This window comes from Kaistia algarum (assembly GCF_026343945.1).
In the GTDB taxonomy this organism is placed as follows: domain Bacteria; phylum Pseudomonadota; class Alphaproteobacteria; order Rhizobiales; family Kaistiaceae; genus Kaistia; species Kaistia algarum.
On record NZ_JAPKNJ010000001.1, the window covers coordinates 1442818 to 1458079 of the forward strand.

Sequence of the window (15262 nt, forward strand, 5' to 3'; positions counted from 1 at the left end):
GCGGGCGTTCACCTATATCGATCTGCCGCCCAAGGTTTCGCCGCTGGTCTGGTGCGGGCTGAACGAGCCGGAACCGAGCCCGGCCTCCGTCCCGACGCCGGTCGGATCGAAGCCGGGTGCGAGAATCGGATCCGGCGATGACAGGCAACAGTCGGCCCGGGGGCCCCAGTCATGATCACCGCCTTCTTCTTTCGTGCCCTCGACGGCAAGACCCTAATCGTATTGGCGATCCTGATCGGCATCGGTATTGCGCTGCCGCTGCTCAGCCTCACCGACCCATCCTTCCCGCTGCACATTCCGACCTACGCCATTGCGCTGATCGGCAAATATCTCTGCTATGCGCTGCTCGCGCTTTCGGTCGACCTGGTATGGGGCTATTGCGGCATTCTCTCCCTCGGCCATGCCGCGTTCTTCGCCCTCGGCGGCTACGCCATGGGCATGTATCTGATGCGCCAAATCGGCACACGCGGCGTTTATGCCAACCCGGTCCTGCCGGATTTCATGGTCTTCCTGAACTGGCAGGAGCTGCCCTGGTTCTGGCACGGCTTCGACATGTTCTGGTTCGCGGCGCTCATGGTGCTGCTGGCGCCGGGGCTGCTCGCCTTCGTCTTCGGCTGGTTCGCCTTCCGCTCGCGCGTCACCGGCGTCTATCTCTCGATCATCACCCAGGCGATGACCTATGCGCTGCTGCTCGCCTTCTTCCGCAACGACATGGGCTTCGGCGGCAATAACGGCCTGACCGACTTCAAGGACATCCTCGGCTTCAACATCCAGGCCCCCGAGACGCGCGGTGCGCTGTTCTTCGCTTCGGCGCTCGCTTTGGCGCTCGGCTTCCTAATCTGCCGCGCCGTCATCTCGTCGAAATTCGGCAAGGTGCTGATTGCCGTCCGCGACGCGGAGAGCCGGACGCGCTTCATCGGCTACCGTGTCGAAGGATACAAGCTGGTCGTTTTTGTCCTCTCCGCCATGATGGCAGGCGTCGCCGGATCGCTCTACGTGCCGCAGATCGGCATCATCAATCCGGGCGAATTCGCCCCTGCCAATTCGATCGAGGCGGTCATATGGGTCGCCGTCGGGGGGCGCGGCACATTGATCGGCCCGATCGTCGGCGCGCTGCTCGTGAACTTCGGCAAGACGTGGTTCACGAGCGGCGTGCTAGCCGAATACTGGCTGTTCGTCCTCGGCGGGCTGTTCGTCGCCGTCACGCTGTTCCTGCCAAAGGGCGTCGTCGGCACGATCCTCGCGCGTAAAGCCAGAAAGCCTGACGAGGCGAAGTCCCCGCCGGAACCAACGCCGATCCAGGCGAGCCAGGCTGCGGAGGAAGGGGCATGAGCGAGAAAGCCAAGGGTGACGAAAAGGCGAAGGGCCACGAGAAGGCTAAGAACTCGCTGCTCTATCTCGACGGCGTCTCGGTTTCCTTCGACGGCTTCAAGGCGCTCCGCGGCCTGTCGCTGATCATCGAGCCAGGAGAGATGCGCGCTATCATCGGCCCGAACGGCGCCGGCAAGACGACGATGATGGATGTGATCACCGGCAAGACCAAGCCGGACACGGGCGACGTCTATTTCGCTGGCGACACCGATCTGACGCGCATGGACGAGGCCTCGATCGCCTCGCTCGGCATCGGCCGCAAGTTCCAGAAGCCGACGGTCTTCGAGAGCCACACCGTCTGGAACAATATCGACTTGGCGCTGGCCGGCGTGCGGAAGCCCTTCGCGACCTTGTTCCATCGCACCAGCGCGCGGGAGACCGCCCGCATCGAGGAGATTCTCGCGACGATACGACTGACCGACAAGAAGGATTGGCTCGCCGCCAACCTCTCGCATGGCCAGAAGCAATGGCTCGAGATCGGGATGCTGCTGGCGCAGGAGCCGCAGCTCCTGCTCGTCGACGAGCCGGTCGCCGGCATGACCGATGCCGAAACGCGCGAGACGGCCTCGCTGCTGCGCGAGATCGCCAAGACGAAATCCGTCGTCGTCGTCGAACACGACATGTCCTTCGTCCGCGACCTCGATGTGAAGGTGACCGTGCTTCACCAGGGCTCGGTGCTGTCGGAGGGCACGCTGGACGCGGTGTCTGCCGACCCGACCGTCATCGAAGTCTATCTGGGACGATGATTGGCGTGCCCTCCGTCACTTGCCTCAACCGCAGCCTGCATCCAATCTGGCATTCCGAGCCAGACGAGGGGCTGTGCTCGAAGGGGCAAGAATTACGGGGCCAAGGAATGCATATTCTGGGATTGCTGCTAGCTGCCGTCGTTGGCGCCGGCTTCTGGTACTGGCGCCTTCATGCGGCCAAGACGGCGGTGGATGATGTGGTCGACCAGGCCGGGCGGCTGCATGGCGCCTATAAACGGCGAAAGTTTCGCAACAAGGCGCAGGCTTCGACGCTATCAGGCATCGAGGATCCAGCCATCGGCGCGACAGTACTGTTCGTATCGCTGGTCGAGGCGGGAGGTCCCTTCGGGCCGGACCACGAAAAGCGGATCGACGGCTGGCTGCGCGAGGTCGCGGACTATGCGTCACCGGTCGAGGCGCTCACTTTCGCGCGCTGGGCGTCGCGCGAGGTCGTAGACGGCAATGATGTCGTGCGACGGATGCTGCCGCTGTTCAACAACGCGCTGTCTCCGTCGGAAAAAGACGATCTTCTGGAGTTCGCCGGCAATCTCGCATCCAGCGCGGGCGAGCCGGAGCCGGCGCAGAAAGATATGTTGCGCCGCCTGCGCAGCGGCTTAGTCGTTCCATCCTGAGGTCTGATCATGCTCGAAGCGAAGAATGTCGATCTCTATTACGGCGCGGCGCAAGCGTTGCGGAGCGTGTCGATCAAGGCGGAGACGGGCAAGGTCACCTGCCTGATGGGCCGCAACGGCGTCGGCAAGACCAGCCTGCTCCGGGCCATCGTCGGGCAGAAGCCGATCGCGTCCGGCGAGATCCTGTGGGAGGGCAAAGTGCTCGGCCGCTCGCCGGCCTATGATCGCGCCAAGGCCGGCATCGCCTATGTGCCGCAGGGCCGCGAGATATTCCCGCTGCTGACCGTGCAGGAAAATCTGGAAACCGGCTATGCGCCGCTTTCCCGCAAGGACCGCTACATCCCCGACTATATCTTCGATCTCTTCCCGGTCTTGAAGGACATGCTCGGCCGGCGCGGCGGCGACCTTTCCGGTGGCCAGCAGCAGCAATTAGCAATCGGACGCGCGCTCGTCACGCGCCCGCGGCTGCTCGTGCTTGACGAGCCGACCGAGGGAATCCAACCCTCGATCATCAAGGATATCGGCCGGGCTATTCAATGGCTGCGCGAACAGGGAACGATGGCGATCCTGCTGGTCGAGCAATATTTCGACTTTGCGCATGAACTCGCCGACACCTTCGCCGTGATGGATCGCGGCGAAGTCGTCGCATCGGGAACGCAGGCCGAGATGGGCAGCGAGACCGTCCGGGCTCACCTCACGGTGTGAAGCAGCGCTCGAAGAGTTCCATCGTGCGTGATCGCATCGGGTCACGCACGCGGCCTTTTTCGGCGACTTCGCGGAACAGCGCTCTTATCTCGTCCGAGCGCACGCCGTCGCTCGTCATCAGCATGGCGATAATCGGCTCATGCAGCAGTTCGTTTAGCGATGAGTCCCTGCGCACACAGGCGGTGGAGTCGTTCATCACGGGCCTCCTTCGGGTGTTGCGGTATGACCGTAACATTACGACGGGACGTGACGTTTGTAAGAACGAAGCCTTAAGCCGCGTTCACAATTACTTGATGCTGCAAGGCAATATCGCGCGCGACCGCTATGCTGCAGCGTCGAAGGCGGCGACGATCTCGACCGCCCTGCGGCCGACTTCCGCCGCGTCATACCCCGGCTTGTAGACGGCCGAGCCGAGGCCGAATCCGGCGCAGCCAGCCTGGATGAACTCGGCAAAGTTGGATGGGCCGGCGCCGCCGACAGCCAGCACGGGCACGTCTTTGGGCAGCACGGCCTTCATCGCCCGGATCCCCGCAGGACCGATCAGTTCAGCGGGGAAGAACTTCAGCGCGTCGGCACCGGCGGCGAGCGCCGCGAATGCCTCGGTCGGCGTGAAGACGCCGGGATAGGATTCAAGACCCAGCGACTTGGACTTCGCGATCACGTCGACATTGGCGTTCGGCGAAACGATCAGCGTACCGCCGACATCCTTGACGGCGACGACATCCTCAACCGTCAGCACCGTCCCGGCACCAACCTTCGCCCGGCCGCCGGCAATGCGGGCCAGCTTGCCGATCGAGGAAAAGGGATCGGGCGAATTGAGCGGCACCTCGATCAGCGTGATCCCGGCGGCAACCAGCGTCTCGAACACCGCCTCGACCTCGGCCGGCGTGATGCCGCGCAGGATGGCGACGAGGGGGCGGTGGCCGGTGAAAAGCGGATGGGACAATGGAAACCTCAGAGAAGACCGTTGGCACGGGCGATCACGACGAGCCCGGCACGCACCAGATCGGTGCCGTCGAGCGTCTCGGCTTCCTCGCCGAGGATGTTGAATGCCTTCTTATAGGCGCGGGCGAGCGAACGCGAGCCGATGATGCGCACCGCTTCGCCCGTCCGGCGAAGTCCGATCCTGCGAGCCGCCGCGATCTCGCCGCCGATGACGAGGCCCGAGAGATAGGCGAGGTTGTCGTCGCCGGAAACGCCGTTCAGAAGCTGACGCACGCGCACCGAGAAGACGGCCGCCAGAAAGGGCAGATCCGCCTCGACGCTGCGGCGGACCGCCAGCTCGAAATCCGGCGAGGCGGAGAGATCATCCGCCGATTCCGAGACCGAATGGCGCAGGAAGGATTTCTTCGAAAGAAGCTCGAACAATTCGCCTGTCATGAAGGTCTGGAACGACAAAATGCTGCCGCCGCGAATGGCAGCCCATTTCGAATGGGTACCCGGCAGGATGGCGAGACCCTCGAAATCCGGCTCCTTCTCCATCAGCCCGACAAGCTGGGTCTCCTCGCCGCGGATGACGTCGCCATCGCGTTCAGCCGAGTGCAGCACCAGGCCCGGCACGATCGCCATGGGCCGATGGCGCGTCGTCTCGAAGCGCAGCAACCCGGCGGAGAGGGCGCCCAGAGAGGTTGGCACCTCGACATAGGCGGCCTCGCGCCAGCCCTGCCGACTGCCGACCATGCCCGCCATGATCGCCGGACGGTTGGGCCAGCCGGCCACGAGGCGATCGAAGGCCTCCTCATGGCCGTTGCCACCCAGCGCGGCGATGCCGTCGGCGCTGTCGGCCTCGGCGAGGATCGCACCGTCCTTGCCCAGCAGCAGCGCCCGGCAGCGCGAGGTGCCCCAATCGACCGCGATGAGGGCGGCGGCTTCGAGGGGGTCGTCGGTCATGGAAATTGGACTCCATTGAATGGCTGCCGGCGCGGCGATCTCCGCCCCGTCCGGCTTCAGAAAAGATCACGGATTGGAATAGCTGCGCAGCGCCAGGACCCGGCTCTTGACGAGATCGACATTGGCCTGGTCCAGCGTCACGTTGATCAGCGTTCCCCGACCCGCAGTCCAGGGTGCCTGCCAGAACTTCCGTTCGGCATCGCGAAACGCGACCCACTGGCGCTGCGAGCGCTTCAGGAGGCCGCGCGACTTGGAATCCAGTGATTTGAACAGCGCCTGATAGGTGGTGTTGAGTTCCTTGTCCCAGGCGGCATAGGCGGCGTCGAGGCAGACGAGCATTCCAGCGGTCGATTCGCCATCCTTCGAATCCAGGCAGCGGCTGAGTTCCGCATCGATGGGATCGGTCGCCGCGGCATCCGCCGCTGGCTGCGCGGATGCGGGGGCCGCCGTGACCAAGGCGAGGAGGATCGCGGCGGCTGCCGATGATTTCCAGATGAGCATGCATCCCTCCTCAAGGGGTCGAGGGAGGGATTTCGGCTGAAGCGGGGGCTGCCGTCAATCCCTCGGAACAGGCCCTGTCGATCCGCGGATGACGAGTTCCACCGGCCAGAGCTCATGGATCGAAGCGGCGGAACGCCCACGCAGCAATTCCAGCAGCAATTCGCCGACCCGTTTGCCTGCGGCGCGGATCGAGGAACGGGTCGTGGACATGGTCGGCACCATCACGTCCGGGTTCAGGAATGGGAAGACGTCGTCGTGCGCGATCATCGATACGTCGCGGCCGAGTTCCAGCCCCGCGGCGCGAATGGCTCTGAATGCGCCCAACGACATCATCATGGAGGAGACGAGAAGCGCCGTCGGTCTCGGCCGCTCGGCCAGGAAGCGCTCCGTGATGCGATAGCCGATCTCGTCGCTCATCAACCCGCTCGCCATCAGCCGCGGATCTGCTTCCAGCCCACGGGCGGCGAGTGCGGCACGGAAGCCGAGCTCGCGGTCGCGGGCGAAATTGTAGCGGGCCTCGCCATTGATCAGGCCGATGCGACGGTGGCCGAGATCGAGCAGATGCTTGGTCGCATGGCGGAACGCGCCCTCATTGTCGATGTCGAGCCAGGCGTGCTCGATCGGCGTCTCCGTCCGGCCATGCAGGATGAAAGGCAGGCGGAGATCTGTGAGCAATTCGATGCGTTCGTCATGGACCAGCGGGCTGGACAGCACCACGCCGTCGACCCGCTCGCCGACGGCGATGCGGCGATAGGCGGCGGTCTCGTCGCCCGCCCCGCTCGGGGTGAGCACAATGTCAATCTCGTCGCGCAGCAGCGTCTCGCCCAGCCCTGCCTGAAACTCGATGTAATGCGGATCGAGCAGCATGTTGCGGTCCGTCGGCATGACGATGCCGATGGCGCCGGCCTGGCCAGTCGCCAGTCGCCTGGCACTCGCATTGGGCTGATAGCCGTGACGGCGCGCGGCTTCCAGCACGCGGCGGCGCGTTTCCTCGTTGACCTCCGGATAGCCGTTCAGGGCCCGACTCACGGTGGTCTGCGAAAGCTTCAAATGCGACGCCAATTCCTTGAGCTTCATTGAGCCCCATTCCTCCCCATTAAATCCATTCAAAGCGCTTTCAAAGATGCTGGCAAGCCTCTTTGAGAACGACGTGCCCGACGGCAGGGGGTTACTGCGGTGCACAAGGCCACAGCGCCCTCGGATTCAATCGAACATTCAACGCAATACTCTGATTTATCGTACTATTCCAATGCCCGGCCTGTTGCGGTGCAGCGACGAGGAATTGCACGGAAGGCTTGACACGCCACTGGCTTGCTGATGATGTTCCATCTCAAAGCGCTTTGGAGGCATCGCTTTTGGCAGACTCTGGTGCGTTTTGGGTCTGGGGGGTATCGACGGCTGTCGCGGTCCTTCGCGGCAGGCACGGACGACCTCTCATTCCCGAGCCGATCGACTATCTCTCAGGGAGGTTCACAAGATGAAATTGCGTTCCGCGCTCCTCGGCTTTGCCGCGGGCTTCGTGCTGATTGCCGGCGCCGATGCTGCCAATCTCTCGATCGTGTCCGGCGATACCGGCAACGGCATCGCGGTGCTCCGCGAAAAACTCGATCTCTTCGAAAAGGCGAGCGGCAACAAGGTCACGATCGTGCCGATGCCGTCGTCGACGACCGACCAGTTCGGCCAGTACAAGCTCTGGCTCGCGGCCGGCAATTCCGACATCGACGTCTACCAGACCGACGTGATCTGGGCGCCGCAGCTCGCCGAGCAGCTCGTCGATCTGACCGAGGCGACGAAGGACGTTATCGGCCAGCATTTCCCGTCGATCGTCGAATCGCAGACCGTGAACGGCAAGCTCGTCGCCATGCCGCTCTTCACCGACGCGCCGGCGCTCTATTACCGCAAGGACCTGCTCGAGAAATACGGCAAGACGCCGCCGAAGACCTGGGAAGAGCTCACCGCAACGGCGAAGGAAATCCAGGACAAGGAGCGCGCCGCCGGCTCCAAGGATATCTGGGGCTTCGTGTTCCAGGGCAACGCCTATGAGGGCCTGACCTGCAACGCGCTGGAATGGGTCAAGTCGAATGGCGGCGGTCAGATCGTCGAGGCCGACGGCACGATCTCGATCAACAACCCGAAGGCCGCGGCGGCCCTCGAAACCGTCAAGGGCTGGGTCAACACCATCTCCCCGCCCGGCGTGCTCGCCTATCAGGAAGAAGAAGCTCGCGGCGTCTGGCAGACCGGCAATGCCGTGTTCATGCGCAACTGGCCCTATGCCTATGGTCTCGGCAATGGCGCCGACTCGGCCGTGAAGGACAAGTTTGACGTCGTTCCGCTGCCGGCAGGCTCGGCCGAAGGCGACAAGTCGGCCGCGACGCTCGGCGGCTGGAACCTCGCCGTGTCGAAATATTCGAAGAACCAGAAGGAAGCCATCGAGATGGTGAAATTCCTGGCTTCGAAGGACATGCAGAAACTGCAGGCGATGAAGGCCTCCAACCTGCCGACGATCATCGACCTCTATGACGATCCCGATATCGCCAAGACTGTCCCGATCATCCCGCGCTGGAAGGAAGTGTTCCTGAATGCCGTCCCGCGCCCGTCGGCTCCGACCAAGGTCAAGTACAACGAAGTCTCGTCCAACTTCTGGACCGCCGTGCACAACACGATCAGCGGCAACGGATCGGCAGCCGACAACCTCGAACTGCTCGAGGCCCAGCTGACCAAGCTCAAGGGCGCCTCCTGGTAGTTGCTCGACGCTGAAGATCGCCCCCGGCTTTCAAAGCCGGGGGCGAAGCGATTGACGAACGACGCTACTGCGATACCGTCGTCCGATTCGACAAGCCAAGACCCTAAAAGCTTAGACCCGACGATCAACCAAGAACGGAACCGAAGCCGAACGGCTCGGAGGGGGGATACGCAGCATGGCCGTCGCCGAATCCCTGGATGCGCCCGTCGCGAGGGCGGGCTCGGAACTGATGCGTCAGCGGGTGCGAGCCGCCTGGCTCTTTCTGGCACCGATGCTGATCGTGCTGGCGATGGTAGCGGGCTGGCCCCTGCTTCGAAGCATCTATTTCTCGTTCACCAACGCCTCGCTCACCAATATCGAGGGCGCGCAGTGGATCGGCTTCGAGAACTACCTGTCGGTCACCACACTGAAGAGCGGTCGCGTCCTTTATGACGGCCTGCTCGTCGATCCGCTCTGGTGGAAGTCCGTCTGGAACACGGTCCGCTTTTCCGTCGTCTCCGTGATCATGGAAACGATCATTGGCATGATGGTCGCGCTGGTCCTGAATGCAGAATTCCGCGGCCGCGGCGTCGTTCGCGCGGCGATCCTGATCCCCTGGGCGATCCCGACCATTGTGTCCGCAAAGATGTGGGCCTGGATGCTCAACGACCAGTTCGGCATCATCAACGACATTCTCATCCGGCTCGGCCTGATCACGACCAAGATCGCCTGGACCGCCAATGCCGATACGGCCATGCTAGCCGTGCTCGTCGTCGACATCTGGAAGACGACGCCGTTCATGGCGCTGCTGATCCTGGCCGGCCTGCAGATGATCCCCGGCGACATCTATGAAGCCGCGAAGATCGACGGCGTCCATCCGGTGAAAGTATTCTGGAAGGTCACGCTGCCGCTGGTCCGCCCGGCGCTGATGGTCGCCGTGATCTTCCGCATGCTGGATGCGCTGCGCATCTTCGATTTGATCTATGTGTTGACCGCCAATAATTCGCAGACCAAGACCATGTCGGTCTTTGCCCGAGAGAACTTGTTCGATTTCGACAAGTTCGCCTATGGCTCCGCTGCCTCGACCATGCTGTTCCTGATCCTGACCGTGATTACGGTGGTCTACATCATCGTCGGCAAGGTCAATTTCGAGGGAGGCCGCTGATGCTCTGGCATATCGTCAAACGCGCGGCCTTCTACCTGCTGGTCGTCGGCATCGTCGTCGTCTCCGTCTTCCCGTTCTACTATGCGATCATCACGTCGTTCAAAACCGGAACGGCGCTGTTCGCGATCAACTATTGGCCGACGACATTCTCGCTGGAGAATTACAATTCGGTCCTGACCACAGGATCCTTCGTCCGCAATCTGGGCAACTCGCTCTTCATCGCCTCCGTCGTGGTGGCGATCTCGCTGGTACTGGCCGTGACGGCTTCCTTTGCCCTGTCACGCGTGCGCTTCCGGGGTCGCTCAATCCTGCTGTTCACTATCCTCGCCGTATCGATGTTCCCGCAGATCGCTGTGCTTTCGGGCCTGTTCGAGCTGGTGCGCTTCTTCGGCATCTTCAACACGCCCTTCGCGCTGATCTTCTCCTATATGATCTTCACCCTGCCCTTCACGGTCTGGGTGCTGACGACCTTCATGCGTGACCTGCCGATCGAGATCGAGGAAGCGGCGATCGTCGACGGCGCTAGTTCCTGGGTGATCGTCACGCGGGTCTTCCTGCCCCTGATGTGGCCGGCGCTGGTGACGACCGGGCTGCTCGCCTTCATCGCCGCCTGGAACGAGTTCCTGTTCGCGCTGACCTTCACCTCCTCCAACGACACCCGCACCGTTCCGGTCGCGATTGCGCTGCTGTCCGGCAATTCCCAGTTCGAGATCCCCTGGGGCAACATCATGGCCGCTTCGGTGATCGTCACCGTGCCGCTGGTCGTGCTGGTGCTCATCTTCCAACGCAAGATCATTTCCGGCCTGACGGCCGGCGGCGTGAAAGGCTGAGAATGAACGAGCAGGTTTCCACCGTCGGGGCGGCTGCCCGTCCCGTCGATGCCGACTGGTGGCGCGGCGCGGTGATCTACCAGATCTACCCGCGCTCGTTCCAGGACACGAATGGCGATGGCGTCGGCGATCTGAAGGGCATCACACAACGGCTCGGCTACATCGCCGAACTCGGCGCCGACGCGATCTGGATCTCGCCCTTCTTCAAATCGCCGATGAAGGATTTCGGCTACGACGTGTCGGATTATTGCGCCGTTGATGGCCTTTTCGGCACGATCGAGGATTTCGATCGCCTGATCGCCGAGGCGCATGACCGCGGCATCAAGGTCATGATCGACCAAGTCCTGTCGCACACCTCGGACCAGCATGCCTGGTTCAAGGAGAGCCGCTCGTCGAAGGACAATGCCAAGGCCGACTGGTATGTCTGGGCCGATGCGAAGCCGGATGGCAACCCGCCCAACAACTGGCTGTCGATCTTCGGCGGCTCGGCCTGGGAGTGGGACACGACCCGCTGCCAGTATTTCCTGCATAATTTCCTGACCTCGCAGCCCGACGTCAATTTCCACTGCATGGCGGCGCAGGACGCGCTGCTCGACACGGTCGAGTTCTGGCTGAAGCGCGGCGTTGACGGCTTCCGCCTCGATACGGTGAATTTCTACGTCCACTCGCAGGGGCTGGAAAACAACCCGCCCTCGTCGCTGGAAGACCGCAATTCGCCCGAGGCGCCGGCCGTCAATCCGTATAACTGGCAGGATCACATCCACGACAAGAGCCAGCCGGAAAATCTCGAATTCCTGAAGCGGTTGCGGGCGCTGCTTGATCGCTATCCGGGCCAGACCACCGTCGGCGAGATCGGCGACGGGCCGCGTTCGCTGAAGACCATGGCGGCGTACACGTCGGGCGGCGACAAGCTGCACATGTGCTACACCTTCGACTTCCTGTCGCCGATCTTCACCAAGGAGCACTTCGTCGCCCGCATCAAGGCGTTCGAGGCGATCGTTGGCGATGGCTGGCCGTGCTGGGCGTTCTCGAACCACGACATCGTTCGCCATGTGAGCCGCTGGACCCATGACGGCGATTTCGACGCCATGGCCAAGCTCGCCGCGGCGATCCTCCTGTCGCTGCGCGGCTCGGTCTGCCTTTATCAGGGCGAGGAACTCGGTCTCACCGAGGCGGATATCGCCTTCGAGGATCTGCAGGATCCCTACGGCATTCGCTTCTGGCCGGAATATAAGGGCCGTGACGGCTGCCGCACGCCGATGGTGTGGGAATCGAACGGCACCTATGGCGGCTTTTCCAGCGCCAAGCCCTGGCTGCCGGTGCCGCAGGAGCACATCGCCCGTGCGGCCAATCGCGAGGAGAGCGACCATGCGTCGGTCCTTGAGCAGTATCGGCGCCAGATCGCCTTCCGCCATGCCCATCCGGCGCTGATCCGCGGCTCGATCGCGTTTGTCGATACGCCCGACGACGTGCTCGGCTTCGTGCGCACCGAGGGCGACGAGGCAGTGCTTTGTCTGTTCAATCTCGGCGCCAGTGCGGCGAGCGTCGCGCTGCCGGCCGGCGCCGAGGTGGCGGCGCTCGATGGACACGGCTTCACGGCGTCGCTCGATGCGGCGGCACGGACGGTCAGCCTCGGCGGCCGCGATGTTTTCTATGGAAGAATAGCCTGAACGGCAGAAGAGAGGGGACGAACATGGCGGATCTGCTGCTGCGCGGGATCAAGAAGTCCTACGGCAACGTCAAGGTACTGCACGGCATCGATCTCGACATCAAGGCGGGCGAGTTCGTCGTCTTCGTCGGGCCGTCGGGCTGCGGAAAATCGACTCTGCTGCGCCTGATCGCGGGGCTCGAGGACATTACGGGCGGCACGCTGCAGATCGACGGCAAGGTCGTGAACCAGTTGGCGCCGTCGAAGCGCGGCATCGCCATGGTGTTCCAGTCCTATGCGCTCTACCCGCATATGACGGTCTACGACAACATGGCCTTCGGCATGAAGCTCGCCAAAGGCCACAGCTCTGACGAGGTCGACAAGCGCGTACGCTCGGCCGCGGACGTCCTGCAGATCACGCCCTATCTCGACCGCCTGCCGAAACAGCTCTCCGGCGGGCAGCGCCAGCGCGTCGCGATCGGCCGCGCCATCGTGAGGGATCCGAAGGTCTTTCTGTTCGACGAGCCGCTCTCCAATCTCGACGCGGCGCTGCGCGTGGCCACCCGCATCGAGATCAACAAGCTGCACGAGAGCATGCCGGGCGTGACGATGATCTATGTCACGCATGACCAAGTCGAGGCGATGACCCTCGCCGATCGCATCGTCGTGCTGAATGCCGGCCGCGTCGAGCAGGTCGGGGCGCCGATGGAACTCTATCACAACCCGGACAATCTGTTCGTGGCGCGCTTCCTCGGTTCGCCCTCGATGAACACCATGCCCTGCACGATCGTCTCGGGCGGCGCGGAACCGGTCGTCAAGCCGGATGGCTGCGAGCCCGTCACGGTCCGCGCCGTGATCCCGACGAGCGCCGCAGGCTCGAAGGGCACTTTCGGCGTCCGTCCTGAGGATCTGGAGATTGCCACGGGCGACGACGTGATCTTCCGCGGCACCATCGACATCGTCGAACAGCTCGGCGAGGTCACGCTGATCTATGTCGATGTCGGCGCGCCCGAGCCGATCGTGGCCAAGATCGCCAACGACATCGCCGTCGCCAGAGGCGAGAAGGTGGCCCTGACGACCGAGCGCCGCCATCTCCACGTCTTCGACGAGAGCGGCAAGGCCTATCCGCGGAACTGAGCCGCGCAATCAGCCGCTGATTTCCGCCGGCTCCAGAAATTCGAGCCGGTTGCCGAACGGGTCGCTGACATAGCAGCGGTCATAGCCGGGGAGCGCGTCGTCCTCGATCAGCTGGTAGCCGGCGCTTGTCAGGCTGGCGCGTATTGCGTCGAGATCGGCAACGCGGAAGGCGGGATGCGCCTTGCGGGCGGGCCTGAAATCCGCCTCAACGCCGAGATGCAGCTGGCGGTCCCCCACCTCGAACCATACGCCGCCGCGCCTGGCGAGTTCCTCTGGCTTGGCGATCTCGGCGAGACCGAGGACGGCGCCATAGAAAGCGCGCGCCTCGGCCTCACGACCGCAAGGCATAGCGATCTGGACGTGGTCCAGACCAATGATCGCCATCCGGCGCTCAGCGCCCCAGCGTCATCAGCGCATATTTGCACGTCGGCGACAGCGCGGCGGAATTGAGCCGGAGGCAGGCGACGGCTCTGCCTTCGCCGACGGTTATGCCGCGGCAGAAGGCGCGGAAATCGCCGCGGCAGGACTGGCGGACGAAGCGGGCTTCTTCGCGCGCGGTCATGGGCGGGGGCGGCGGCGGCGCCATCTGGGCTGCCGGAGGGGGCGGCGGAACAGCCTTCGCGGCCGGCGCGGCGCCCTTCTTGGGCGGCGGCGGAGTGGCTCCGGCGGAAGCGGCGCCGACGGCGTTCACCGCCGACTGACAGGCCGGCGACAGGCTGGCGACATTCTTCTGCAGGCATTGCAGCGCCTCGGCGCCTCCGGGCGACACGCCCGCACAATTCGCGCGGAAATCGCCCTGGCAGGCCGAACGGATCGCCTGCTGCTGGGCGCTGGTCGGCGCGGCCTGGGCGGCGGGAGGCGGATTGGCGGCGGCCGGGGGCGTCGTCGCGGCGGCCGGCGCCGGCGCTGCGGGTGCTGGAGCAGGGGCAGCGGCTGGAGCCGGAGGGCTGACCGCGCTCACCGCGGCCTGGCAGGCGGGCGACAGGCTCGAAAGGTTCTTTTCGAGGCATTGCAGCGCATCAGCGCCTCCCGGCGAAACGCCGGAGCAGTTCGCGCGGAAATCGCTGGGGCAAGCCGAGCGGATCGCCTGCTGCTGAGCGCTGGTCGGCGCGGCGGAAGCGGGCAGCGCGGCGGCAATAGCGAATAGGAGCGCCGGCATCGAGGCGCGGAGCCAAACCCGTTTCATCATCCAATCCTCCCAAGACCTATCTCTCGATGCCACGCGCCTCGGGCGAACGCAATCGCCCACGGCATCGTCCGGGCTATTGCGCGACGATTGGCCTTCCCCGCTGTCATTCATCCGTCGGCATGATATGCGATGACGGCTTTAGAGTTCTCAGTCCCCTAGGAGGCACGCCATGTCCGATCTCGTCGTCATCGTCTATCCGACGATCGAAAAAGCCGAAGCGGTTCGTACCGAGCTGCTCGAGCTGCAGAAGGAATATCTGATCACCCTCGATGACGCGGTGATCGCGACCAAGACGGATGACGGCAAGATCAAGCTGCACCAGATGGTCAACACCACGGCAGCCGGCGCCGCGTCGGGCTCGTTCTGGGGCCTGCTGGTCGGCATGATTTTCCTGATGCCCGTCGTCGGCGTCGCCATCGGCGCGGCTTCCGGCGCGCTCGGCGGCCTGCTGGCCGATTTCGGCATCAACGACAAGTTCATGAAGGACCTCGCCGGTTCGATCCAGCCGGGCAACGCCGCCCTCTTCGTACTGATCCGCTCGATGACCGGCGACAAGGTGCTGGAGCACATGAAGGGCACCGGCGGCGTCGTGCTGAAGACCTCGCTCGACAACGAGAAGGAAACCGCGCTCCGCGAAGCGATTTCCGGCCCGGCTGCCTGAGCGGTCCGCATTCAGAACTCTTCGCGACGCGCCGTTCACTTACTCGGGCAGCGCGTCGCCCTTCA

The 15262-nt window shown here is 63.9% G+C and carries 17 protein-coding genes; 10 read left to right on the forward strand and 7 right to left on the reverse strand.

What is annotated here, in order from left to right:
• Positions 1–171: 171 nt before the first annotated feature.
• The 4 genes from urtC (at position 172) to urtE (ending at position 3454) form a co-directional block, all read left to right on the forward strand.
• The gene (gene urtC / locus OSH05_RS06940; protein WP_104216940.1) at positions 172–1332 is read left to right on the forward strand and encodes an urea ABC transporter permease subunit UrtC; all 1161 of its coding nucleotides are present in this window, start codon (positions 172–174) and stop codon (positions 1330–1332) included.
• Positions 1329–2117: an urea ABC transporter ATP-binding protein UrtD gene (urtD, locus tag OSH05_RS06945; RefSeq protein WP_104216939.1), complete on the forward strand. Its 789-nt coding sequence runs from the start codon at positions 1329–1331 to the stop codon at positions 2115–2117. Before urtC ends, urtD begins: the two co-directional genes overlap by 4 nt.
• Before the next feature lie 107 nt (positions 2118–2224).
• Positions 2225–2749: a hypothetical protein gene (locus OSH05_RS06950; RefSeq protein WP_133163032.1), complete on the forward strand. Its 525-nt coding sequence runs from the start codon at positions 2225–2227 to the stop codon at positions 2747–2749.
• Positions 2750–2758: 9 nt separating this feature from the next.
• Positions 2759–3454, forward strand: a complete 696-nt coding sequence (urtE, locus tag OSH05_RS06955) for an urea ABC transporter ATP-binding subunit UrtE (RefSeq protein ID WP_104216937.1) — start codon at positions 2759–2761, stop codon at positions 3452–3454.
• Here the strand turns inward: urtE and OSH05_RS06960 are convergent.
• The 5 genes from OSH05_RS06960 to OSH05_RS06980 form a co-directional block, all read right to left on the reverse strand.
• Positions 3444–3650, reverse strand: a complete 207-nt coding sequence (locus tag OSH05_RS06960) for a hypothetical protein (RefSeq protein ID WP_104216936.1) — start codon at positions 3648–3650, stop codon at positions 3444–3446. The genes urtE and OSH05_RS06960 overlap by 11 nt on opposite strands.
• Before the next feature lie 126 nt (positions 3651–3776).
• Positions 3777–4400 carry a 2-dehydro-3-deoxy-6-phosphogalactonate aldolase gene (locus OSH05_RS06965; protein ID WP_207778671.1) on the reverse strand — a complete coding sequence of 208 codons (624 nt, stop codon included), beginning with the start codon at positions 4398–4400 and terminating at the stop codon, positions 3777–3779.
• A gap of 8 nt (positions 4401–4408) precedes the next feature.
• The gene (locus OSH05_RS06970) at positions 4409–5344 is read right to left on the reverse strand and encodes a 2-dehydro-3-deoxygalactonokinase (protein ID WP_104216934.1); all 936 of its coding nucleotides are present in this window, start codon (positions 5342–5344) and stop codon (positions 4409–4411) included.
• 66 nt (positions 5345–5410) lie between these two features.
• Positions 5411–5845, reverse strand: coding sequence for a lysozyme inhibitor LprI family protein (locus OSH05_RS06975; RefSeq protein WP_104216933.1), 435 nt, complete (start codon positions 5843–5845; stop codon positions 5411–5413).
• 54 nt (positions 5846–5899) lie between these two features.
• On the reverse strand, positions 5900–6922 hold the full coding sequence (locus OSH05_RS06980; protein WP_104216932.1) for a substrate-binding domain-containing protein: 1023 nt from the start codon (positions 6920–6922) through the stop codon (positions 5900–5902).
• A 400-nt stretch (positions 6923–7322) separates the two neighbouring features.
• On the opposite strand from OSH05_RS06980, the gene OSH05_RS06985 reads away from it, so the two are divergent.
• From OSH05_RS06985 to OSH05_RS07005, 5 genes are all read left to right on the forward strand, one after another.
• On the forward strand, positions 7323–8588 hold the full coding sequence (locus OSH05_RS06985) for an ABC transporter substrate-binding protein (RefSeq protein WP_104216931.1): 1266 nt from the start codon (positions 7323–7325) through the stop codon (positions 8586–8588).
• Between the two features lie 175 nt (positions 8589–8763).
• Positions 8764–9732 (forward strand): carbohydrate ABC transporter permease, encoded by a 969-nt coding sequence (locus OSH05_RS06990; protein WP_104216930.1) that lies wholly within the window; start codon positions 8764–8766, stop codon positions 9730–9732.
• On the forward strand, positions 9732–10562 hold the full coding sequence (locus OSH05_RS06995) for a carbohydrate ABC transporter permease (protein ID WP_104216929.1): 831 nt from the start codon (positions 9732–9734) through the stop codon (positions 10560–10562). The genes OSH05_RS06990 and OSH05_RS06995 overlap by 1 nt, the downstream gene beginning before the upstream one ends.
• 2 nt (positions 10563–10564) lie before the next feature.
• The gene (gene bglA / locus OSH05_RS07000; protein ID WP_104216928.1) at positions 10565–12232 is read left to right on the forward strand and encodes a beta-galactosidase BglA; all 1668 of its coding nucleotides are present in this window, start codon (positions 10565–10567) and stop codon (positions 12230–12232) included.
• 23 nt (positions 12233–12255) lie between these two features.
• On the forward strand, positions 12256–13347 hold the full coding sequence (locus OSH05_RS07005) for an ABC transporter ATP-binding protein (protein WP_104216927.1): 1092 nt from the start codon (positions 12256–12258) through the stop codon (positions 13345–13347).
• 9 nt (positions 13348–13356) lie between these two features.
• Here OSH05_RS07005 and OSH05_RS07010 read toward each other — a convergent pair whose 3' ends face one another.
• Positions 13357–13731, reverse strand: coding sequence for a VOC family protein (locus OSH05_RS07010; protein WP_104216926.1), 375 nt, complete (start codon positions 13729–13731; stop codon positions 13357–13359).
• A 7-nt stretch (positions 13732–13738) separates the two neighbouring features.
• The gene (locus OSH05_RS07015) at positions 13739–14536 is read right to left on the reverse strand and encodes a hypothetical protein (protein ID WP_266352105.1); all 798 of its coding nucleotides are present in this window, start codon (positions 14534–14536) and stop codon (positions 13739–13741) included.
• A gap of 169 nt (positions 14537–14705) precedes the next feature.
• Here OSH05_RS07015 and OSH05_RS07020 point away from each other — a divergent pair, with 169 nt between their 5' ends.
• Positions 14706–15197 carry a DUF1269 domain-containing protein gene (locus OSH05_RS07020; RefSeq protein ID WP_104216925.1) on the forward strand — a complete coding sequence of 164 codons (492 nt, stop codon included), beginning with the start codon at positions 14706–14708 and terminating at the stop codon, positions 15195–15197.
• Positions 15198–15262 lie beyond the last annotated feature (65 nt).